This is a genomic window from Bradyrhizobium sp. WCU1, from assembly GCF_053474805.1.
This window is the reverse complement of the sequence record NZ_CM130280.1, coordinates 761,493-782,646: the sequence shown is the minus strand read 5'-3', so window position 1 is coordinate 782,646 and position 21,154 is coordinate 761,493. Positions and strand designations below refer to the sequence as shown.

The 21,154-nt window shown below is 67.5% G+C and carries 22 protein-coding genes and 1 riboswitch; of the genes, 14 read left to right on the top strand and 8 right to left on the bottom strand.

Annotation, left to right across the window (positions count from 1 at the left end):
- Nucleotides 1-10: 10 nt before the first annotated feature.
- From ACTUWL_RS03615 to cobU, 5 genes are all read right to left on the bottom strand, one after another.
- A complete protein-coding gene (locus tag ACTUWL_RS03615) occupies nt 11-1,000 on the bottom strand; it encodes a LacI family DNA-binding transcriptional regulator (protein ID WP_158267755.1) in 990 nt (329 codons plus the stop codon).
- 177 nt (nt 1,001-1,177) lie between these two features.
- The gene (locus ACTUWL_RS03610; protein ID WP_021082127.1) at nt 1,178-1,915 is read right to left on the bottom strand and encodes a CbtA family protein; all 738 of its coding nucleotides are present in this window, start codon (nt 1,913-1,915) and stop codon (nt 1,178-1,180) included.
- A 10-nt stretch (nt 1,916-1,925) separates the two neighbouring features.
- Nucleotides 1,926-2,120 (bottom strand): CbtB domain-containing protein, encoded by a 195-nt coding sequence (locus ACTUWL_RS03605; protein WP_035653420.1) that lies wholly within the window; start codon nt 2,118-2,120, stop codon nt 1,926-1,928.
- A gap of 300 nt (nt 2,121-2,420) precedes the next feature.
- Entirely contained in the window at nt 2,421-3,053 is a 633-nt protein-coding gene (gene bluB, locus ACTUWL_RS03600; RefSeq protein WP_035653494.1) for a 5,6-dimethylbenzimidazole synthase, read from the bottom strand.
- A 32-nt stretch (nt 3,054-3,085) separates the two neighbouring features.
- Nucleotides 3,086-3,589, bottom strand: a complete 504-nt coding sequence (cobU, locus tag ACTUWL_RS03595) for a bifunctional adenosylcobinamide kinase/adenosylcobinamide-phosphate guanylyltransferase (RefSeq protein ID WP_021082130.1) — start codon at nt 3,587-3,589, stop codon at nt 3,086-3,088.
- Nucleotides 3,590-3,737: 148 nt separating this feature from the next.
- Between cobU and cbiB the strand changes: the two genes are divergently transcribed.
- The gene (cbiB, locus tag ACTUWL_RS03590; protein WP_021082131.1) at nt 3,738-4,679 is read left to right on the top strand and encodes an adenosylcobinamide-phosphate synthase CbiB; all 942 of its coding nucleotides are present in this window, start codon (nt 3,738-3,740) and stop codon (nt 4,677-4,679) included.
- An 11-nt stretch (nt 4,680-4,690) separates the two neighbouring features.
- Nucleotides 4,691-5,656: a threonine-phosphate decarboxylase CobD gene (gene cobD, locus ACTUWL_RS03585; protein ID WP_021082132.1), complete on the top strand. Its 966-nt coding sequence runs from the start codon at nt 4,691-4,693 to the stop codon at nt 5,654-5,656.
- A gap of 55 nt (nt 5,657-5,711) precedes the next feature.
- Here the strand turns inward: cobD and ACTUWL_RS03580 are convergent, their stop codons facing one another.
- Together ACTUWL_RS03580 and cobO are read right to left on the bottom strand one after the other, a co-directional pair.
- Nucleotides 5,712-7,160: a cobyric acid synthase gene (locus ACTUWL_RS03580; protein WP_021082133.1), complete on the bottom strand. Its 1,449-nt coding sequence runs from the start codon at nt 7,158-7,160 to the stop codon at nt 5,712-5,714.
- A 12-nt stretch (nt 7,161-7,172) separates the two neighbouring features.
- On the bottom strand, nt 7,173-7,826 hold the full coding sequence (gene cobO, locus ACTUWL_RS03575) for a cob(I)yrinic acid a,c-diamide adenosyltransferase (RefSeq protein ID WP_021082134.1): 654 nt from the start codon (nt 7,824-7,826) through the stop codon (nt 7,173-7,175).
- A 36-nt stretch (nt 7,827-7,862) separates the two neighbouring features.
- Nucleotides 7,863-8,073: riboswitch (cobalamin riboswitch) on the top strand.
- A 94-nt stretch (nt 8,074-8,167) separates the two neighbouring features.
- On the opposite strand from cobO, the gene ACTUWL_RS03570 reads away from it, so the two are divergent.
- From ACTUWL_RS03570 to cobJ, 7 genes are read left to right on the top strand one after another with little or no spacing between them, the layout of a single operon-like run.
- A complete protein-coding gene (locus ACTUWL_RS03570) occupies nt 8,168-8,542 on the top strand; it encodes a DUF1636 family protein (protein ID WP_021082135.1) in 375 nt (124 codons plus the stop codon).
- The gene (gene cobW, locus ACTUWL_RS03565; protein ID WP_021082136.1) at nt 8,539-9,573 is read left to right on the top strand and encodes a cobalamin biosynthesis protein CobW; all 1,035 of its coding nucleotides are present in this window, start codon (nt 8,539-8,541) and stop codon (nt 9,571-9,573) included. The genes ACTUWL_RS03570 and cobW overlap by 4 nt, the downstream gene beginning before the upstream one ends.
- The gene (cobN, locus tag ACTUWL_RS03560) at nt 9,573-12,821 is read left to right on the top strand and encodes a cobaltochelatase subunit CobN (RefSeq protein WP_021082137.1); all 3,249 of its coding nucleotides are present in this window, start codon (nt 9,573-9,575) and stop codon (nt 12,819-12,821) included. Before cobW ends, cobN begins: the two co-directional genes overlap by 1 nt.
- On the top strand, nt 12,818-13,981 hold the full coding sequence (gene cobG / locus ACTUWL_RS03555) for a precorrin-3B synthase (protein ID WP_021082138.1): 1,164 nt from the start codon (nt 12,818-12,820) through the stop codon (nt 13,979-13,981). Before cobN ends, cobG begins: the two co-directional genes overlap by 4 nt.
- Nucleotides 13,981-14,610: a precorrin-8X methylmutase gene (locus ACTUWL_RS03550; protein ID WP_021082139.1), complete on the top strand. Its 630-nt coding sequence runs from the start codon at nt 13,981-13,983 to the stop codon at nt 14,608-14,610. Before cobG ends, ACTUWL_RS03550 begins: the two co-directional genes overlap by 1 nt.
- A gap of 2 nt (nt 14,611-14,612) precedes the next feature.
- A complete protein-coding gene (locus tag ACTUWL_RS03545) occupies nt 14,613-15,335 on the top strand; it encodes a precorrin-2 C(20)-methyltransferase (RefSeq protein WP_021082140.1) in 723 nt (240 codons plus the stop codon).
- Complete coding sequence (gene cobJ, locus ACTUWL_RS03540; protein WP_021082141.1) at nt 15,332-16,066, top strand: precorrin-3B C(17)-methyltransferase; 735 nt, start codon at nt 15,332-15,334, stop codon at nt 16,064-16,066. Before ACTUWL_RS03545 ends, cobJ begins: the two co-directional genes overlap by 4 nt.
- On the opposite strand, the gene ACTUWL_RS03535 is transcribed toward cobJ, so the two are convergent.
- The gene (locus ACTUWL_RS03535; protein WP_035653423.1) at nt 16,042-16,791 is read right to left on the bottom strand and encodes a cobalt-precorrin-6A reductase; all 750 of its coding nucleotides are present in this window, start codon (nt 16,789-16,791) and stop codon (nt 16,042-16,044) included. The genes cobJ and ACTUWL_RS03535 overlap by 25 nt on opposite strands.
- Here ACTUWL_RS03535 and ACTUWL_RS03530 point away from each other — a divergent pair.
- Genes ACTUWL_RS03530 through cobA form a run of 5 tightly spaced genes read left to right on the top strand, consistent with a single transcriptional unit; the run spans nt 16,790 to nt 21,150 of the window.
- Nucleotides 16,790-17,971, top strand: a complete 1,182-nt coding sequence (locus ACTUWL_RS03530) for a bifunctional cobalt-precorrin-7 (C(5))-methyltransferase/cobalt-precorrin-6B (C(15))-methyltransferase (protein ID WP_021082143.1) — start codon at nt 16,790-16,792, stop codon at nt 17,969-17,971. The two genes, ACTUWL_RS03535 and ACTUWL_RS03530, sit on opposite strands and share 2 nt — an antisense overlap.
- Nucleotides 17,968-18,336: a cobalamin biosynthesis protein gene (locus ACTUWL_RS03525; RefSeq protein WP_021082144.1), complete on the top strand. Its 369-nt coding sequence runs from the start codon at nt 17,968-17,970 to the stop codon at nt 18,334-18,336. The genes ACTUWL_RS03530 and ACTUWL_RS03525 overlap by 4 nt, the downstream gene beginning before the upstream one ends.
- A complete protein-coding gene (gene cobM, locus ACTUWL_RS03520) occupies nt 18,333-19,118 on the top strand; it encodes a precorrin-4 C(11)-methyltransferase (protein ID WP_021082145.1) in 786 nt (261 codons plus the stop codon). Before ACTUWL_RS03525 ends, cobM begins: the two co-directional genes overlap by 4 nt.
- Nucleotides 19,115-20,425, top strand: a complete 1,311-nt coding sequence (locus ACTUWL_RS03515; protein ID WP_021082146.1) for a cobyrinate a,c-diamide synthase — start codon at nt 19,115-19,117, stop codon at nt 20,423-20,425. Before cobM ends, ACTUWL_RS03515 begins: the two co-directional genes overlap by 4 nt.
- Nucleotides 20,422-21,150, top strand: a complete 729-nt coding sequence (gene cobA, locus ACTUWL_RS03510; RefSeq protein ID WP_021082147.1) for a uroporphyrinogen-III C-methyltransferase — start codon at nt 20,422-20,424, stop codon at nt 21,148-21,150. The genes ACTUWL_RS03515 and cobA overlap by 4 nt, the downstream gene beginning before the upstream one ends.
- Nucleotides 21,151-21,154 lie beyond the last annotated feature (4 nt).

Genomic DNA, 21,154 nt, shown 5'->3' with positions numbered 1-21,154 from the left:
TCGCGCGACACTATTTTCGGCCCCGCGCTGGCGCTGCCGGCGCGGCGCAGGAATGGCGCAGGATGAGACGCGTCGGCAGGAATACCGGCTCGCTGCTGCCCGGCTCGTCGGCGTTGCGGATCCGCTCCAGCAACAGCCGCGCGGCGGTGCGGCCGACCTCGTTCATGTCCCAGCTCAATGCGGTGATCGCCGGCGTCGCATGGCGGGCGAGGTCGGTGTCGCCGCTGCACACCAGCGAGACGTCCTGCGGATAGCGCAGGCCGTTGCTGGTGATCGCCTCCAGCACCTCGGCCAGCATGCTGGTGCCGAGCGAGATGATTGCGGTCGGCGGTTTTGTCATTTGCAGCAACTGGCAGACCGAGCTGAAGGCGGTGTTGGCGCCCTGCATGTGCGGTCGGATCAGGGCCGGGTCGACCTCGATCTTGGCTTCCTGATGCGCTTGCCGGTAGCCCGCGAGCCGCTCGGTGCTCGGCAGCACCGCGGCGCTGCCGGTGAGCAATGCGATCCGGCGATGGCCGAGGCCGATCAGATAGCGCGTCGCCTCCAGCGCGCCGCCGCGGTGATCGACGCGAACCGGGATGCTATCAGGCACCTCGCGGTCGACGGTCACGCAGGGCAGATCGAGCGTCGCCAATCCCTTCATGAAATCCTTGTGGGAATTGTCGCCGGCGAACAGCAGCAGGCCATCCATCTGGCGCCGCCGCACCGCCGACAGGAATGCGGCCTCGCGCGCTTCCTCGTGCTTGGTCGCGGCCAGCATCAGCAGGAATCCGGCGCGCTGGAATTCCTCCTCCGCCGCACTGACCATGCCGGTATAGTGCGGGTTGGAGAAGTCGGCCACCATGCAGCCGATCGTGTTGGAGGCCCGCGAGCGCAGCACCTGCGCCGCTTGGTCGGGCTCGAAGCCGAGCCGCTTCACCGCGCGCATGATGCGGGCATGCAGTTCCGCGCTGGTGTAGATGCCGCCATTGAGCGTGCGGCTGACACTTGAGACGGACACGCCGGCCTCGGCCGCGACGTCACGAATCGTCGGTCGTGTCCGTCGCGCCTTGCTCATCGATGGTTGGGCCCTGTCGGTTCGGCATTGCGGCCGTCAGGCCTGTGGCGGACGGCATCGCCGAACCTAATCAGGCTCCGTGGCGAATCTCAATTGATTCTTGCCGCGATCGTTGTCGTGTCACGCCGACGCCGGCCGATCGAAATAGGCGAAGGCGGCACTGGTCAGGCTGCCGAGCAGGGTCCAGAACACCAGGCTGGTCAGCGTGACGGCGACCACGAACTGATGCGACAGGGACGACGGAACGTTGGTCTCGATATGCTCGAGCTCGGGCGCGCCGATCAGATGCGGCAGCATGATCAGGACCACGCCGGCGATTGCGGCCGGCATCGAGCGGCGGAACACGATCAGTCCAAGGCCGGCAGCGGTCGCCAGCACCGCGATCGTCCACCAGATCTGACGCGAGAGCAGCGGAGCGGCGGGGACTCCGGGCAATTCAGGCGGCAGCCCAAGGCCGGGAGCGATGGTGAAGACGGCAAAGCCCGCGAGGCCCCACATCAAGCCCTCATGCCACGAGATCGGCTCGCCGGTCGCGCCGCTGCGGACCGCGAGGAAGCCACCGAGCAGAAGCGCAAAGCCGACCGCGGTCAGGATGTTCGCGCCCGCCGTGTAGAGATTGCGCTCCAGCCCGTCCTTCGGCTCCCACCCCTCCGCGCCATGATCATGATCAGCATGATCATGCACGAGGATGGCTTGCGGTGTCGCCGAGGCTTCGTGCTTGTGCTCGGCCGCCTTCTCATAGACCTCGGCCCTGAGGATCAGGGGAACGGTGCCGAACTGCTGAGCCGCGGTAACGATCAGGCCGACGATGAATCCCGCGATGACCGACGAGAAGACGATCGAGCGAAACGTACTCATACCGACGGGGTCAGTGGCAGGGGAATGCGTTGGAGTGGCGCACGTCGTGCGCGGCATTGTGGATCACGTCGATGTGCGAGAAGCCGACCACGCCGACGATGAACAGGCCGAGCGTCATCGCCATCAGGGACTGGGCAAGCCGGCCGACCTGTCGGGTGGCAACCGGCAGATGCTGGGCTTGCGCGGTCTGGGACTGGCTCATCATCGTTCTCCACGTTCGATTTGGTCGGCTTCTAGCAGCTTTCGGGCGATGTCGCGACTGGTAAGATGCAGATTTGTTCCAGGAGGTATGCGCTTGCCCAGGATCTTGGCGCTGGCAGCTGACCTGAATGCGTCTCTGTGGCGCTCGAAATAGCCGAGGCAGACCTCCGGCACCGGCTCTGCGCCAAGCAGAGTCCGAAATGCACCTCGATGCACTGCGCAGATCGCGCCGTGCTCCGGGACAGGAAAGACCAGGGAGGCAATGTCCGCGCGCCAGTGGGCGCCGCTGCCGGTCGGAGATTCGTCAGCGCCGGATGGTGCATTCACCGGGACCTCGCCGCGATTCCCACTTGGCTTGTTCGAGCTCCGGGCGGTCGCATTCTGCCTGCGGGTAGCCGATGCAGAGGTAGCCGATGAACTTCCAGCCGTCCGGTATCTCCAGAATCTCACGTACGCGGCCCGGATTGAGGATCGATACCCAGCCGAGGCCAATCCCTTCCGCGCGCGCGGCGAGCCACATCGAACAGATCGCGGCCACTACGGAATATTCCGACGTCTCCGGCATGGTCGCGCGGCCGAGACCGGAGCCGATGTGGTCGGTCTTCTCGGCGAACACGGCGAGATGGCCGGGCGCCTCTTCGAGGCCCGATAGTTTCAATGCGGCATATTTTGCTGCACGCTCGCCGGAATAGGACCGCAACGCGTCAGCGTTGCAGGCCTTGAAGTCTTCGATGACCGCGCGGCGCCGTGTCGCATCGTCGACAATGACGAACCGCCAGGGCTGGCTCAACCCGACCGAAGGCGACAGGCAGGCGATCTCGATCAGCCGCTCGATCGACCCATCCGGCAGCGGATCGGTCCGGAAACGCCGCACGTCGCGCCGCCACACGAACAACTCGTGCAGTTGCCGGCGAAACGCGTCGTCGAATGAGACCATCGCGGGGCCTTTGGCAGGATCGCTCTCGGAGTTCATTTGAGTTTCATCGGCAGGCCGGCAACGACGAACTCGACCTCGTCTGCCGCAGCGGCAATGGTCTGGTTCATCAGACCTGCGGCGTCGCGGAAGGTCCGCGCCAGCGCGTTGTCGGGCACGATGCCGAGGCCGACCTCGTTGGTGACCAGGATGACCGGGCTGCGTTGGCGCGACAACGCCTCGGCAAGGCGCGTCACTTCTTGCGACCAGTCGCGCTCCGCATGCAGCAGGTTGGACAGCCAGAGCGTCAGGCAATCGACCAGCCTGACGCCGCCGCCGTCGGTCTCGGTCAATGTCGCGACGAGATCGAGCGGCACCTCGCGCTCGATCCAGTCGTTGCCGCGCCGCGCGCGATGCCTGGCGATCCGCTCGTCCATTTCCGCGTCGAGAGCCTCGGCGGTGGCAATATACACCAGCTGGCCCGGAAAGGAGCGCGCGCGAAGTTCGGCGCGCCGGCTCTTGCCGGACCGGGCTCCGCCCGTGATCAGAATGACCGCCATCTCATCTCCCGTGCGGCCGGTATCCACGCCGCTCGAAACGCTCTAACCACCAATCGCGATGAAAGACAAAGCCGAAATCCGCCCGCGGAGGGCTTGCGCTCGCTCAATGTCTTGCGCATCAGGGGGATCGCGGCGAGGAGAGGGTTAAGTGGGATTTGCGGGAGCGATGGCGGTGGCGATGGCTGTGGACGCCCTGATCGGCTGGCCGGCGTGGCTGTTTGCCCGCATCGGCCATCCCGTGACCTGGCTCGGCCGGTTGATCCATCTCCTCGATACCAGTTGGAACAGGGCCTCCGATCCGCCGGCGTTCCGCCGTGCTGCCGGTGTTGCGGCGGCCGTGCTGGTGATCGCGCTGGCGACGGCGCTGGGGTGGGCCGTTCAGTCCGCGCTTGGATCCGGATGGGAGCATGTCGTTGTCGTGGGCGTGCTGGCATGGCCGCTGGTGGCGCTGCGCTCACTGCATGACCATGTCGCCGCGGTGGCAAATCCGCTTGCATCAGGCGACATTGCGGCTGCGCGGTCGGCGGTCGCGCAGATCGTCGGGCGCGATCCGGCCACGCTCGATGACGCCGGCATCGCGCGCGCAACCATCGAGAGCCTTGCCGAGAACGCGTCCGACGGCATCGTGGCGCCGCTGTTCTGGGGGGCGCTGTTCGGACTGCCGGGAATCCTCGGCTACAAGGCGATCAACACGCTGGACTCCATGATCGGCCATCGCTCCGAGCGGCACGAAGCCTTCGGTTGGGCCGCGGCGCGGATCGACGATCTCGCCAATCTCATTCCGGCGCGGCTGACCGGTCTCTTGTTCGTGTTGCTTGCGCCAAACCGCGCGCAGGCATGGTCATGCATGCTGCGTGACGCGCACCGGCATCGCTCGCCCAATGCCGGCTGGCCGGAAGCGGCGATGGCCGGCGCGCTCGGTGTGCGGCTCAGCGGACCGCGCATCTATCACGGCAGCATCGCGAACGAGCCCTGGCTGAACGAGGGCGCGCGCGATCCGGCTGCCGCCGATGTCATCACCGGGCTGCGACTCTATCGTTACGCCATGATACTGCTGGCCGGAGCTTTCGTGGCCCTGGCGCTGGCGTGAAGGAGCGGCGGATGCGTGAGCACGGCGGAAATCTCGATGTCGCCCAGCGACGCTTCGGCGGGCCTGTGGAAGACTGGATCGATCTGTCGACCGGGATCAATCGGGTGCCTTATCCTGACGTCGGCGTGGAGCCACGGCAATGGAACGCGTTGCCGTCGCGATCCGACATCGAATCCCTGCACCACGCGGCGCGGCAGGCCTACGGCACCGGTGCGCCGATCGTGGCGATCGGCGGTGCGCAGGCCGCCATTCAGTTGCTGCCGAATCTCGTGTCGCGCGGGCGGGCGCGCATCCTTGCGCCCACGTATAATGAGTATGCCGGTGTGTTGTCGGCTGCGGGCTGGGACGTTGACGAAGTGTCCGAGCTCGCTGCGCTCGCAGGCGCAGACATTGCCGTCGTCGTCAATCCGAACAACCCCGACGGACAACGTCATGATCGGGGGGAACTGCTTGCGTTGCTGCCGCGCGTTGGCCGGCTCGTCATTGACGAGAGTTTTGCGGATGCCGTACCCGGCATCTCGCTTGCAGCGGAAGCAGGGCGCGCGGGGCTCCTGATCCTGCGCTCATTCGGCAAGTTCTACGGGCTTGCCGGCTTGCGGCTCGGCTTCGCTGTCGGCAGCGAGCCCGATATCGCCGCGCTTGCCGCGATGGCAGGCCCATGGCCAGTTTCGGGGGCCGCGATCGCGATCGGACGGCGGGCCTTGCTCGATCGCGACTGGGCGAGGGCGACGATCGCGCGCCTAGCGGACGACTGCGCCAGGCTCGACGCGGCGGCGCAATCGCGGGGTTGGACGCTGGTCGGCGGCACGCCGCTGTTCCGGCTCTACGAGACCGGCGATGCGCTTGCCGCACAGGAGGTGCTTGCCCGCGGACGGATCTGGTCGCGCGTCTTCCAGCAGAAGCCGGGATGGCTGCGCCTGGGCCTGCCGGGCTATGAGGCCGAATGGTCCCGTGTCTCGGCCGCTTTGTCGCGATGATTTTCACGACACGTTCTCTTCACGCGAACCGGTGTCCACTACGCTCGAAAACGCTTTAGCGCGCCAGCGCGAGCAGGCCGTCGACATCGAGATGGGCTTCGATGTGCGCGGCAAGCGCGTCGAGCGCGCTTTCGACCCTGGCGCCATAGAGCTGATCCGCCACAGCGATATCGAGCTGCGCAAGGAACGCCTTGCGGAATTCGTCCGACGTGAACAGGCCGTGCAGATAGCTGCCGTGAACGCGCCCGTCGCTGGAAACGGCACCTTCAGCCACGCCATCAAGCCGTGCAAACGGCCGGGCGCGGTCCGGACCGTCGGTGCGCCCGATGTGGATCTCGTAGGCGTTGATCGGCTGACCGGTCGCAGCATGCACCGCGCTGACGCGGGTCAGCGTCTTCTGCTCGGTCATGGTGGTGGTGACATCGAGCAGGCCGAGGCCGCGCGTCTCGCCGGCGGGGCCCTCGATCCCATCGGGATCGGCGACGCTCTCGCCGAGCATCTGGTAGCCGCCGCACAGGCCGAGGACATGGCCGCCGCGGCGATGGTGCGCCAGCAGATCGATGTCCCAGCCTTGCGCGCGCAGGAAGGCGAGGTCGCCGCGGGTCGATTTCGAGCCGGGCAGGATGACGAGCCTGGCATCGCCGGGGACGGCTTCGCCCGGGCGCACCATCACGAGGTCGACGCCGGGCTCGAGCTTCAGCGGATCGAGGTCGTCGAAATTGGCGATCCGCGACAGCGCCAGAAACGCGATCTTGCATTGTCCGGGCTTGCGCGCCTCGCCGAGCCCGAGCGCATCTTCGGCAGGCAGCTCGGCGGCGCGAGCGAACCAGGGCAGCACGCCGAAGCCGCGCCATCCGGTGCGGGTTTCGATCAGGCGGTAGCCGTCATCGAACAGCGAGGGATCACCGCGGAATTTGTTGATGACGAAGCCCTGGATCATCGCGGCATCGTCGGGATCGATCACCGTCTTGATGCCGACGAGCTGCGCGATCACGCCGCCGCGGTCGATGTCGCCGACCAACACCACGGGCACGTCGGCCTTGCGCGCAAAGCCCATATTGGCGATGTCGGCCTTGCGCAAATTGACCTCGGCGGGACTGCCGGCGCCTTCGACCAGCACCAGATCGGCGCACGCCTTCAGGCGCTCGAAGCTTTCCAGCACCGCGCCCATCAGCGACGGTTTCATCGCGGCATATTCGCGCGCGCGGGCGGTCGCGATCCGCTTGCCGTGCACGATGACCTGGGCGCCGACATCGGTCTCCGGCTTCAGCAGCACCGGGTTCATGTCGGTGTGCGGCTCGACGCCGGCGGCGAGCGCCTGCAACGCCTGCGCGCGTCCGATCTCGCCGCCGTCGACGGTCACGGCCGCATTGTTCGACATGTTCTGCGGCTTGAACGGCAGCACGCGCAGGCCGCGCCGCGTGGCGGCGCGCGCGAGGCCGGCGACGATGAGCGACTTGCCCACGTCCGAGCCGGCGCCCTGGATCATCAATGCGCGCGCCATGGCGTTGGGCTCTTAGAACTCGACGCCCGGCTGGGCCTTGATGCCGGACCGGAACGGATGCTTCACCAGCGTCATCTCGGTGACGAGGTCGGCGATCTCGATCAACTCCTCCTTGGCGTTGCGACCGGTGAGCACGACATGGGTCATCGGTGGCTTCGACGTCTTCAGGAAATCGACCACGTCGGCGATCGCCAGATAGTCGTAGCGCAGCGCAATGTTGATCTCGTCGAGCACGACCATGCGCAGGCTTTCGTCGGCGATCAGCTGCTTGGCCTTTTCCCAGCCGGCTTGCGCCGCCGCGATGTCGCGGGCGCGATCCTGCGTCTCCCAGGTGAAGCCTTCACCCATCGCGTGGAATTGACAGAGATCGCCGAAATGCCCGGCGAGCAGGCGGCGCTCGCCGGTATCCCAGGCACCCTTGATGAACTGCACCACGGCGCAGGGAAAGCCGTGCGCCACGCAGCGGACGATCATGCCGAAGGCGGAGGAGGATTTTCCCTTGCCGGCGCCGGTGTGAACGATGATCAGGCCCTTTTCGCCGCTCTTGGTCGCCATGATCTTGTCGCGGGCGACCTTCTTTTTCGCCATCTTGGTCGCGTGGCGCGTATCCAGCGAAGCCTCGCCGCTGACGACCTCGTCTTCGGTCCCGTTTCCTTCAGACGTCATGACGTTCCTTCGGCTTGACAAGTTCGAGCCGCGGACGAATGGTGGGTCCGCGTTGGTTCCTGTCCTATGACAGGCGAAGAGGGAATGCGATAGGGCTCAAGTCGGGCCTGAAAAGCAGCCGCCCCCGCGACCGTGACCGGAGAGATGCCCAAAGCCACTGATTCCCCAAGGGGATCGGGAAGGCGGGGATCGAAGGGAGAAATCCTGCTCCGCAAGCCGGGAGACCTGCCAACGCAGCATGTTGTGAGACCGGCGGACGGGGTGTTCCGCGACGGGGAACGAACCGGTGCAAGATCGGTTCGTGTGCCTCATCGCTTCCCGCTGTCAATCCAGGAAGGCCGATGAGCGTTACCCTTCATGTCTGTATTACCTGCCGCGCCGGCCAAACGCTGGCGGAAGGTGAAGTCGCGCCCGGTGCGCGCCTGCACGCCGCGCTTGTCGAGGCCGGTGTGCCCGATGGCGTCAATCTGGTTCCCGTCGAATGTCTCTCGGCTTGCAGCCAGGGCTGCTCGGTCGCGCTCAGCGCGCCCGGCCGGTGGTCCTATGTCTATGGGCGCCTGTCCGAAGCCAATGCCGGGGATGTGATCGCCGGCGCCAGCGCCTATGCCGCGGCGCCCGACGGCATCGTGCCGTGGCGCAGCCGCCCGGAAGTTTTCCGCAAGCAATCGCTTGCCCGCATTCCACCACTTCCCGTCGTGCCGGAGGCCGCAGAATGACGACACTCGCCAAGGTTCCGGTCACCGTCGTGACCGGCTTTCTCGGATCCGGCAAGACGACGCTGATCCAGCATCTGATCCGCAACGCCAACGGCAAGAAGCTCGCCGTGCTGGTGAACGAATTCGGCAGCGAGGGCGTCGACGGCGACATCCTGAAGTCGTGCGCCGACGCCGATTGCCCGACCGAGAACATCGTCGAGCTCGCCAATGGCTGCATCTGCTGCACCGTCGCCGACGATTTCATCCCGGCGATGGAGCAGTTGCTCGCGCGCCCGGTGAAGCCCGATCACATCGTGATCGAGACCTCCGGCCTCGCGCTGCCGAAGCCGCTGCTCAAGGCGTTCGACTGGCCGGAGATTCGTTCGCGGATCACGGTCGACGGCGTGATCGCGCTGGCCGATGCGGAAGCCGTTGCGGCCGGCCGGTTTGCGCCCGACGTTGCCGCAGTGGATGCGCAGCGCGCGGCCGACGCCAATCTCGACCACGAGACGCCGCTGTCCGAAGTGTTCGAGGATCAGATCGCCTGCGCCGACATCGTGCTGCTGACCAAGGCCGATCTCGCCGGGGCAGAGGGGATCAGGGTGGCCAAGGAGGTGATCGCGGCCGAGATGCCGCGCGAGGTGCCGATGTTGCCCGTTGTCGACGGCACCATCGACGCGCGCGTGATCCTTGGGCTCGGCGCCGCGGCGGAAAACGATCTCGCGGCGCGCCCGTCGCATCATGACGGCGAAGAGGAGCACGAGCACGACGATTTCAATTCGGTGGTGATCGATCTGCCCGAGATTGTCGATGTCGAGGCGCTGGTCGCTTCGATCAAGGGGCTGGCGCGCGAGCAGAACGTGCTGCGCGCCAAGGGCTATATCGCCGTCGAGGGCAAGCCGATGCGGTTACTGGTGCAATCGGTCGGCGAGCGGGTGCGGCATCAGTTCGACATGCCCTGGGGCATGCGGCCGCGGCAGTCGAAGCTCGTCGTGATCGGCGAACACGGCGATATTGATGAAGCCGCCATCAGGGCACGGCTTGGTGTCTGATGCACGTCGTCTTCCGCGAGAGTCGCGGCCTTGAGGAGACCGCGACACCAAGGGACCTCGGCCAGGATCCGGCCGATCTCGTGGTGTTGTCGTTTTCCGACAGCGATCTCGCGGCGTTCGCGGCCGGCTGGCGACGTGGCCGTGCGGCATTGCCGTCGCTGCGGCTCGCCAATCTCGCGGAGCTGCGCCATCCGCTGTCGGTCGATACTTATATCGAGCGGACGCTGTCGCACGCGCGCGGCATTCTGGTGCGGCTGATCGGCGGCGAACCCTATTGGTCCTACGGGCTCTCAGCGGTGCATCGGCTGGCCAGGGAGCGCGGCATCGCCCTGGTAGTGCTGCCGGCGGATGGCCGCGACGATCTGCGGCTCGATGAATTCTCGACCTTGCCGGTCTCGACCCTGCGCCGTCTGAAGGTGCTGTGCGACAAGGGCGGCCCGGTTGCCGCGCAGGCCGTGATCGCGCAACTGGCGCTGGCGTCCGGCCTCTATGCCGGGCCAGTGGTGGGCGAGATCGATCTGCCGGAGATCGGCGTCTACGATCCCCGGCGCGGTGCCGTCGCGGTGCTGCCGGCGCCGGATGGCCGGCCGCGGGCGCTCGTGACCTTCTATCGCTCCTATCTCGCGGCCGGCGACACCGCGCCGGTCGACGCGTTGATCGATGCGTTGCGTGAGAGGGGCTTTGATGCCCACGGTGTCTTCGTCACCTCGCTGAAGGCGGCAGGTGTTGCGGACTGGCTGCGCGTTCAGCTCGCGCAATGCCCGCCTGCGGCCATCGTCAACGCCACTGCGTTCTCCGCTGCCGGGAACGACGGCACGACGCCGTTCGACGCGGCTTCGTGCCCGATGTTCCAGGTCGCGCTGTCCACGGCGCGGCGCGAGGATTGGGCCTTGTCGCTGCGCGGCCTGTCGCCCGGCGATCTCGCAATGCATGTGGTGTTGCCGGAAGTCGACGGCCGCCTGTTCGCTGGTGTAGCGAGCTTCAAGTCGCCCGGTGAGCGCGATCCCGATCTGCAATTCGCGCATCTTGCGCATCGACCGGACGCCGAGCGTGTCGCGGCGATTGTCGCGCGCGTCGCAGCCTGGCACCGGCTTGCCGGCAAGCCGGCGCAAGACAAGCAGCTCGCGCTCGTGCTGTCGAACTATCCCGGCCGTCCGCATCAGATCGCCCACGCCGTCGGCCTTGATGCGCTTGCTTCAGTCCAGACGTTGCTGGCCGATCTCGCGGGTGCAGGGTTTGACGTCGAGGCGGTGGAGTTGCCGGGCGATGCGCTTTTGCGCCGGAAACTGACGTGGGACGTGAACGAATATCGCGCGGCGCTCTCCGGTATTCCCCTGCAGCTCCAGGATGATCTGGCGCGTGCATGGGGCGCCCCGGAGGACGATCCCGATTGCCGTGACGGCGCATTTCATTTCGCCGCGATCCGATGCGGCAAGTCGGTCATCGCCGTTCAGCCGGAGCGCGGTGATGTCAGTCATCGCGATGCCGACTATCACGATCTGTCGCGCATGCCCCGCCATGCCTATGTCGCGTTCCATCTCTGGCTCCGGGGGCAAGGTATCGACGCCGTCGTCCACATCGGCGCGCATGGCACGCTGGAATGGCTGCCCGGCAAATCGGTTGCGCTGTCGTCCGCGTGCTGGCCGGAGGCATTGATCGGCGATCTGCCGGTTGTCTATCCCTTCATCGTCAACGATCCCGGCGAGGCGGCGCAGGCCAAGCGCCGGATCGGCGCCGTGACGATCGGTCATCTGCCGCCGCCGCTGGGACAAGCCGCGGTGCCGGAAAGCCTGCGTGCTCTCGAGCGCCTGCTCGATGAATATTCGACCGCCGATGGTCTCGACCCGGCGCGGCGGCAGCGCCTGATCGCTGCGATCCGCGAAGAAGCGCGCATAGCCGGGCTGGAGGACGATCTCGGTCTTGCCGCGTCAGTCTCCGCGGCCGAGGCCATCCCGCAGATCGACCGCTTCGTCTGCGATCTCAAGGAAAGCCAGTTCGGCGACGGACTGCACGTGTTCGGGCAGGGCGCTTGCGGCGAGGCGGAGAAGGCGGCGTTACTTGATGCGCTGGCCGGCCGGCGCGTCGCGCCGGGGCCGTCGGGCTCGCCCTATCGCGGGCGCAGCGACGTGCTGCCGACCGGACGCAATCTGTTTGCCGTCGATCCACGCGCGGTGCCGACGCCGTCGGCGCATGCGCAGGGTGTGAAGCTCGCCGAGGAACTGCTGCGCCGTCATTTGCAGGATCACGGCGACTGGCCGAAGGGACTCGTCGTCGATCTCTGGGGCTCGTCGACGATGCGCACTGCCGGTGAGGATTTTGCGATGGCGTTGCACCTTGCCGGCATCGCGCCGCGCTGGGATCACGGGTCGGGCCGGGTGACCGGCTACGACATCATCGCGCTGGCGGAGCTCGGCCGTCCCCGCATCGACGTCACGCTGCGTGTGTCAGGCCTGTTCCGCGACGTGTTTGCGGGGCTTGCCCAATTGTTCGAAGCCGCGACGGAAGCTCTGTCAGAACGCAGCGAGGAGGCGGACGAGAATCCCTATCGGCAGCGTATCGCCCGCGTGTTCGGTCCGCGCCCCGGACATTATGGTGCCGGCATCGCGTCGATCCCCGATGTCTTCACAGCAGAGGCGCGCGAGGCGGCCGGCGAAGCCTGGCTCTCGGCGTCATCCTGGGCCATCGCGTCCGATGGCCAGATCCGGCCGGATCGCGCCGCCATCGAGGCGCGGCTCGCTGCCGCCGACAGCTTTGTTCATACCCAGGACTTGCCGGAGACCGATCTGCTGCTGGCGGCGGACTATGCTGCGCACGAGGCGGGCATTGCGGCGGCGGCGCGCCGGTTAGGCACAAGCATCCCCTCGCTCTATCACCTCGATGCGACGCGGCCGGATCAGCCGCATGCGCGATCGCTGACCGAGGAGATCGCGCGGGTGGTGCGGGCGCGCGCAGCCAATCCGGCATGGATCGCGGGGATGATGCGTCACGGCTTCCGCGGCGCTGCCGAAATATCCGCGACGCTGGAGCACATGGCGGCATTTGCGCATCTTGCCGGTGCGGTGCCGCCGCATCTGTTCGACCTGTATTACGACGCGACGATCGGCAATGACGAGGTTCGCGGCTTCATGGCGCGCGAGAATCCAGCCGCGCTGGCTGCGATCGAAACCTGCTTCACCCGGCTGCATGAAGCCTTGCTCTGGCAAACGCGGCGCAACTCGATTGCGGCTGCGCTGCAGGAGGCCTCATGAGCGCGGTCGCGATCAAGGGCTGGTGTCCCGGCGCGCTGCGGCCGATGCAGTCGGGCGATGGCCTCGTGGTGCGGATCCGCCCGCGCGTCGGTCGACTGGACGCCATCCAGGCGGTGGGGATCGCCGAGCTTGCTGCGCGATATGGCAACGGCCTGATCGACCTGACCAGCCGCGGCAATCTCCAGATCCGCGGCGTCAGCGATGCGGGGTATCCGGCCTTGATCGACGGGCTTGCCGAGCTCGGGTTGCTGGATGCAGATTCCGAGACTGAAGCGCAGCGCAACATTCTGGTGACGCCATTCTGGACCGCCGGTGACGACACGCGCCCGCTCGCGGCCGAGCTCGAGCGGGCACTCGCCGGTGCCTCTCTCGATCTTCCGACCAAGTTCGGTTTCGCCATCGACGACGGCAACGAGCGGCTTCTGGCTGGCGCATCGGCGGATGTCAGGATCGAGCGCGATCGCAATGGAAGCCTGCTGGTGCGCGCTGATGGCGCGCGGTCCGGGCGCTCGGTCAGGCGGGACGAGGCCGTGCGGGTCGCGCTTGCGCTGGCCGAGTGGTTCGTTGCTTCCGGCGGAGCCAGGGGTGGGAAGCGACGGATGGCGGCGCATCTGGCCGGCGGCGCGAGCCTTCCCGTATTGCTTCGTGGCGATGCCAAGCCTGTGGCCCGATCGGCGGACCCTGTTCCCGGCCTCTATCCTATCGGTGCAATGGTCGGCGTGGCCTTCGGGCAAATGCCGCACCACACACTCGGCCATCTCGCCGCGTGCGCACAGGTGCTTCGCATGACGCCGTGGCGGATGCTGCTGGCGGAAGGAATGCATGAGATGCCTCGCGGGGCGGACCTCGTCACCGATGCCGACGATCCGGCGCTCCGCGTGATCGCCTGCAGCGGCGCGCCGCGCTGCGGTGAGGCGTATGCCGATACGCGCGCATTGGCGTCGACGCTTGCGCGGCATATCCCGGCTGACGCGCGGCTGCATGTGTCAGGCTGTGCCAAAGGCTGCGCCCATTCCGGCTCCGCGGACATCACCCTTGTGGCCACACGCGACGGCTTTGACCTGATCCGTCACGGCACGGCGCGTGACGTGCCCGTCATGCGGGGACTAACTGGTTCGGACCTCGTTGCAAATCCTTCGCTGCTGTCGGGAGCCCATTGATGCCGCACGTCTACGAGACCGACGGTGCGGCGATCTATCGCCAGTCCTTTGCCACCATCCGGTCGGAGGCCGAACTCGGCCGCTTCACGCCCGACGAGGAGCCGGTGGTGGTACGCATGATCCATGCGGCGGGCATGGTGGGCCTGGAAGCGCATATTCGCTTCACGCCCGGCATGGCCGCGCGGGCACGGGCAGCATTGCAGGAGGGCGCGCCGATCCTCTGCGATGCGCGCATGGTCTCGGAGGGAATTACGCGCGCGCGGCTGCCGGCCCGCAACGAGGTGATCTGCACGCTCGGTGACGCCACCGTTCCCGCGCTCGCGCAATCGATGCGCAATACGCGGTCTGCTGCCGCGCTTGAGCTGTGGCGGCCGCATCTGGCCGGCGCCATCGTCGCGATCGGCAATGCGCCGACGGCGCTGTTCCATCTGCTCAACATGCTGGAGCATCCCGACTGCCCGCGGCCGGCGGCGATCATCGGCTGTCCGGTCGGCTTCGTCGGTGCGGCCGAGTCCAAGGCGGCATTGATGGCCGGGGCGCCCGTGCCGGCGCTGACGGTTGAGGGACGTCTCGGCGGCTCGGCGATCACCGTTGCCGCCGTCAATGCGTTGGCGAGCTGGAGCGAATAGCGATGGGACGCATCATCTGCTGCGGGCTCGGCCCCGGCGATCCCGACCTGATGAGCGTGCGCGCCGACCGCATCGTGCGCTCGGCAAGACATGTCGCCTATTTCCGCAAGAAGGGGCAATCCGGGCAGGCGCGCCGGATCGTGGACGGATTGCTTGCCGCTGACGTCAGCGAATATCCGATGGAGTACCCGGTCACCACGGAGATTGCGTTCGACAACCCCGAATACGCGCGGCTGCTGGCCGATTTCTACGATGCATGGGCCGAGCGGCTGGCGCGGCTGGCGCGCGAGATAGACGTGGTCGTGCTGTGCGAGGGCGATCCCTATTTCTACGGTTCGTTCATGCATCTCTACGCGCGCCTGCAGGGCCGGGTCGAGATCGAGGTGATCGCCGGCATTCCCGGCATGGTGGGCTGCTGGAATGCGGTCGGCCAGCCGATCGCGTTGGCCGACGATGTGACCACCGTCCTGATGGGCACGCTGCCGGAGGCGGAGCTCATGCAGCGGATGCGCAGTTCCGACGCGCTGGTCGTGATGAAGACCGGCCGCAATCTTCCGAAGATCCGCCGCGCGCTCGCGGCCGCCGGTCGTCTCGACGATGCGTGGCTGGTCGAACGCGGCACCATGCCGGACCAGCGGGTCGCGCGGCTTGCTGACATCGGCGAGGCCGATTGTCCGTATTTTGCGATCGTGCTGGTGCACGGGCAGGGGCGGCGCAGGCCATGAGCGGCACGCTGACCATCGCAGGATTGGGGCCGGGCGATGAAGCACAGATCACGCCGGAAGTCTCCGCCGCGCTCGCGGCGGCGACCGACATCATCGGCTATGCCCCCTATGTTTCGCGTGTGCCGCCGCGCGCCGGCCTGACGCTGCACCCGTCCGACAATCGTGTGGAATTGCAACGCGCCGGCGAGGCGCTGCGGCTCGCATCCGAGGGGCGGCAGGTCGTCGTGGTTTCATCAGGCGATCCCGGGGTGTTCGCGATGGCATCCGCCGTGTTCGAAGCGCTGGAGGACGCGCCGCAATGGCACGATCTGCCGATTCGCGTGCTGCCCGGCGTGACGGCGATGCTGGCGGCAGCCGCGCGTGTCGGCGCGCCACTCGGCCATGATTTCTGCGCGATCAACCTCTCCGACAATCTCAAGCCATGGTCGTTGATCGAAAAGCGCCTGCGGCTCGCGGCCGAAGCCGATTTTGCCATCGCGATGTACAATCCACGCTCGGCGAGCCGGCCGGAAGGCTTTGCGCGGACGCTCGAGATCTTGAACGACGCCGGTTGCGGCGAACGCATCGTGATTTTCGCGCGCGCCGTCTCTACACCAGACCAGCAGATCGAAACGGTCGAGTTGCGCGACGCGCGGCCCGAGATGGCCGACATGCGGACGCTCGTGATCGTCGGCAATTCGGCGACGCGGCGCGTCGGCCGCTGGGTCTATGCGCCGAGGCAGGTCCGATGACCGAGCCATTGCATCACGGCTTCGACGCTCTCTACCCGCGGTCGCTCAGGGAGCCGCGGCCGCGTGATCATGATGACGGGAAGGTCGAGCGCGCGTGCGGCGTCGATCTTGGCGCGGGCGCCGGTTCCGCCGGAATTGCGGGCGACGATCCATTCGATATTGCGCGCGCGCATCATCTCGAGCTCGGCCTCGAGCGTGAAGGGTCCGCGCGAGACGATGACGTCCGCATCGGGCAATGGCAGCGGTTGCTCGGGCGGATCGACAAATCGCAACGTATAGGCCTGCTGCGGCAGGGCACCGAACGGCGCGATATGCTGGCGGCCGATTGCGAGAAATACATTGGCACGACGCTCCGGCAAGGCCGCGACCGCGGCTGCGACGTCCGCGACCTCGATCCAGCGGTCGCCGGGGGTCCTCTCCCAGGGCGCGCGTTCGAGCGCGAGCAACGGTGTCGCGGCCTGCGCGCAGGCGGCGATCGCGTTGCGGCTCATCTCGGCCGCGAAGGGGTGCGTCGCGTCGATCACATGGGTGATGCGTTCACGACGCAGATAATCGGCAAGGCCGCTGATGCCGCCGAAGCCGCCGATGCGGGTCGGCAGCGGCTGCTCGGCCGGCGCGTGGGTGCGGCCGCCATAGGAATAGATCGCGTCGATCCCCGCGCGGCTGACCGCAGCGGCAAGCAAATTGGCGTCGGCCGTTCCGCCCAGGATCAGGGCGCGCATCATGGGTAATCCGTGGTTGACCATCATCGGTATCGGCGAAGATGGCCTTGCCGGGCTGTCCGACGCAAGCCGAAAGGCGCTTGATGAAGCCGAGGCGGTTTTCGGCGGCGAACGGCACCTTGCGCTGGCCGGCATCACCGATCGTGGCCGCACCTGGACGGTGCCGTTCGATGCGGACATCGTGCTCGGTTGCCGCGGTCGTCCGACTGTCGTGCTCGCCTCCGGCGATCCGTTCTGGCATGGCGCCGGTGGAAGCCTTGTCGAGAAGCTGCAGGCCGGCGAGTGGGTCGCACGTTCCGCGCCGTCGACGTTCGCGCTGGTGGCGGCTCGTTTGGGCTGGCGGCTCGAGAACACAGTCTGCCTCGGTCTTCACGCTGCGCCATTCGAACGGCTGGTGCCGCATCTTTCGCGCGGTGCACGGATCGTCTGTCTGGTGCGCGATGGCAAGGCGGCCGCCGATCTCGCGCGCTGGCTCACGGAGCGTGGCTGGGGGGCGTCAGCGGTGTGGACGCTGTGCGCGCTCGGCGGCCCGCGCGAATCCGTTACGCAGCATCGCGCTGACTCCTATGCTGGCAATTCAGGCGACAGCCTGGTCACGCTTGCCCTGGAGGCGAGGGGAGGGCAAGGACTCGCGCGCAGCTCGGGCCTTCTCGACGCATTGTTTGTGCATGACGGGCAGCTGACAAAGCGGCCGGTCCGCGCGCTTGCGCTGTCGGCGCTTGCGCCGCGGCCCGGTGAGCGGCTGTGGGATATCGGCGCCGGTTCGGGCTCGATCTCGGTCGAATGGGCGCTCTGCGGCGGAACAGCGATCGCGGTCGAGGCGCGCGGCGAACGCGCCGCCAACATCCGCAGCAATGCCGCGAGCTTCGGCCTGACGCACCGGATCACCGTCATCGAGGGCGAGGCACCCGGCATCCTGCTGGAGCTTGCGGCACCCGATGCCGTATTCATCGGCGGCGGCCTCGATGCCGATATGTTCGATGCGATCTGGTCGCGCATCGCGCAGGGCACGCGGCTGGTCGCGCATGCGGTGACCCTGGAAACCGAGGCGCTGCTCTCCGGCCTGCAGCAGCGCCATGGCGGCGAATTGATGCGTTTCGAGATCGCGCTGGCCGAGCCGCTCGGCCGCTATCGCGCCTGGAAGGCCGCGCGGCCGATTGTGCAGTGGAGCGTGATCAGATGAAGGTCGCGGGTCTGGGATTCAGGCGCGAAGCCGGTGTCGCGTCCCTGCGTGAAGCGCTCGACGCGGCCGGTGGTCCCGAGGGCCTTGCGGCGCTTGCAACGCTGAGTGACAAGGCGGATGCGGCGGCGTTGAGAGCCCTGGCGCAGGAACTCGGGCTGTCGATCCGAAGCATCCCCGCCGAGGCGTTGACCGAGATCGAAACCGTGACGCAATCCGAGTTGATCCGCGCCGAGTTTGGCACAGGCTCCGTCGCAGAAGCCGCGGCGATCGCCGCAGCAGGACGCGGTGCGCGGCTGATTTCGGTGAGGGCTGTTTCGCAGGATCGAATGGCGACCGCGGCAATCGCGGAAGGAGATGGCGAATGACGGTGCATTTCATCGGCGCAGGACCGGGCGCGGCCGATCTCCTGACCTTGCGCGGGCGCGATCTCATCGCCTCGTGCCCGGTCTGCCTCTATGCCGGATCGCTTGTGCCTCCAGGCGTGCTGGCGCATTGCCCGAAGGATGCCCGCATCGTCAACACCGCGCCGCTGTCGCTCGATGAGATCATTGCCGAGATAGCCACGGCGCATGCGGCGGGCAAGGACATCGCGCGGCTGCACTCGGGCGATCTCTCGATCTGGTCCGCGATGGGAGAACAGCTGCGCCGGTTGCGCGCGTTGCGGATTCCCTATTCCGTCACGCCTGGCGTACCGGCTTTCTCGGCTGCTGCGGCGGCGCTGGAGTCCGAGCTCACGCTGCCGGGCCTTGCGCAATCGGTGGTGCTGACGCGCACGCCGGGCCGGGCAAGCGCGATGCCGGATGGCGAGACGCTCGCAGCGTTCGCCACGACTGGCGCGGTGCTGGCCATCCATCTGTCGATCCATCTGCTTGACAAGGTCGTCGCCGAGCTCACGCCGCACTACGGCGCGGACTGTCCGGTGGCGATCGTCTGGCGTGCGAGCTGGCCGGACCAGCGCATCGTGCGCGCCACGCTCGCGACGCTCGATGCCGCGATCGGGCCGGAGCTCGAACGTACCGCGCTCATCCTGGTCGGCAAGACGCTCGGCGCAGACGAGTTCGCCGAAAGCCGGCTCTATGCCGCCGATTATGACCGCCGCTACCGCCCGGTCGGCGAGGTGCCGCGCTTTCCGGAACCATCACGATGACCGTGGGGCTCGTGATCTCCGCGCCGGCATCCGGTGTCGGCAAGACGACGCTGACGCTGGCGCTGGCCCGCGCCTGGCGCAATCGCGGGCTCAGGGTGCAATGCCTCAAGAGCGGGCCCGATTACATCGATCCGGCGTTCCATGCGGTCGCCACGGGACGGCCATCCGTCAATCTCGATAGCTGGGCGATGGCGTCGGATGCGATCGTCCATCTGGCGAGCCGCGGCGCGGATGCCGATCTCGTGCTGGCCGAAGGCTCGATGGGGTTGTTCGACGGCGTCGCCGCGCGCGGCGTCTCCGGCACCGGGGCCACCGCCGACATCGCCGAGATGACGGGATGGCCGGTGCTGTTGGTGATCGATCCCTCCGGCCAGGCCCAGACGGCGGCGGCGATCGCCGCCGGGCTGCGCGACTTCCGCACCGGCGTGCGGCTGGCCGGCGTCGTTCTCAACCGCGTCGCGAGCGCAAGGCACGAAGCGCTGGTGCGCGATGCCATGGCAGGTGCTGGCGTTGCGGTTTTCGGTGCGCTGCCGCGCCACGCCGAGATCGCCTTGCCGAAGCGTCATCTCGGTCTGGTGCAGGCCGAAGAGCAGGCCGAGATCGATGGTCTGATCGACGAAGCTGCCCGCTTCGTCGCCAATCATGTCGATCTGGACGCCGTACTGCAATCGGCCGGCGCCTGGGCGCCGCAACCTTCCGCGCGCGGGCTGGATATCATGCCGCCCGGCCAGCGCATTGCGCTGGCGCGTGACGCCGCATTCTCGTTCGTTTATCCGCACATGCTGGAAGCCTGGCGCGCGGCCGGCGCCGAGGTCGTGACGTTCTCGCCGCTTGCCGATGAGAGCCCCGATGCGGACGCCGATGTGTGCTGGCTGCCCGGTGGCTATCCCGAGCTGCATGCCGGCCGGCTCGCGGCAAACAGGCGATTCCTCGATGGGGTGCGCGCATTTGCCGGGACGAAGCCGGTGCATGGCGAGTGCGGCGGCTACATGGTGCTGGGCGCCGCGCTCACCGATGCGGACGGTGCGCGCCACGAGATGGTGGGGCTACTCGGCCTCGAGACGAGCTATGCCAAGCGCCGCATGCATCTGGGTTATCGGCTCGCCGAGCTTGCGGCACCGATGCCGGGATATGGCTCGGGCGCGCGCCTGCGCGGCCATGAGTTTCACTACTCAACGATCATCTCGCAGCCCGACACCCCGCTCGCGGTGGTGCGCGATGCGACCGGCACGGTCGTCGCAGAGACCGGATCGCGGCGGGGCCATGCGACAGGCACATTCTTCCATCTGATCGCGGAGGACCGGTGAGCGGTTTCGTCTCCTTCGTCTCGGCCGGTCCCGGCGATCCCGACCTCCTGACCATGAAGGGGGCCGCGCGGCTGCGCGAGGCCGACGTCGTGCTCTATGACGACCTCGCCTCGGGTGCGATCCTCGATCTCGCGCGCTCCGGCGCCAATCTCGTCGCGGTCGGCAAGCGCGCCGGCCGGCTGTCGGCGCGGCAACACCATGTCAGCCGGTTGCTGGTCGACTATGCCGCGGCCGGTGTGCGGGTGGTGCGGCTGAAATCCGGCGACGCCGGCATCTTCGGCCGGCTCGAGGAGGAGATCGAGGCGCTGCGCGCCGCCGGCATCGGCTACGAGATCATCCCGGGCGTGACCTCCGCGTCGGTCGCCGCGGCGCGGGCCGGCATCCCGCTGACGCGGCGGTTGACCTCGCGCCGGGTGCAGTTCGTAACCGGCGCCGATGTCACCGGCGGATTGCCCACGGATTTGAACTGGGCGGCGCTGGCCGACCCGGAAGCGACCACGGTCGTCTATATGGGGCGGCGCACGTTTCCGGCGCTGGCCGCAAAATTGATCGCGCAGGGTCTCGCGCCTGACACGCCCGCATTGTTGGCGGAGTCGCTCGGTCAGGCCGATGAGCGGCTTGTCCGCACCACGATCGCAGCGCTGGCCGAACGTCTCACCGATGTGGGCGCTGCCACCGCGGCTGCCGTCATTCTGTTCGGTGCGCTGGCGCCGGAGCAAGGGTGACGCG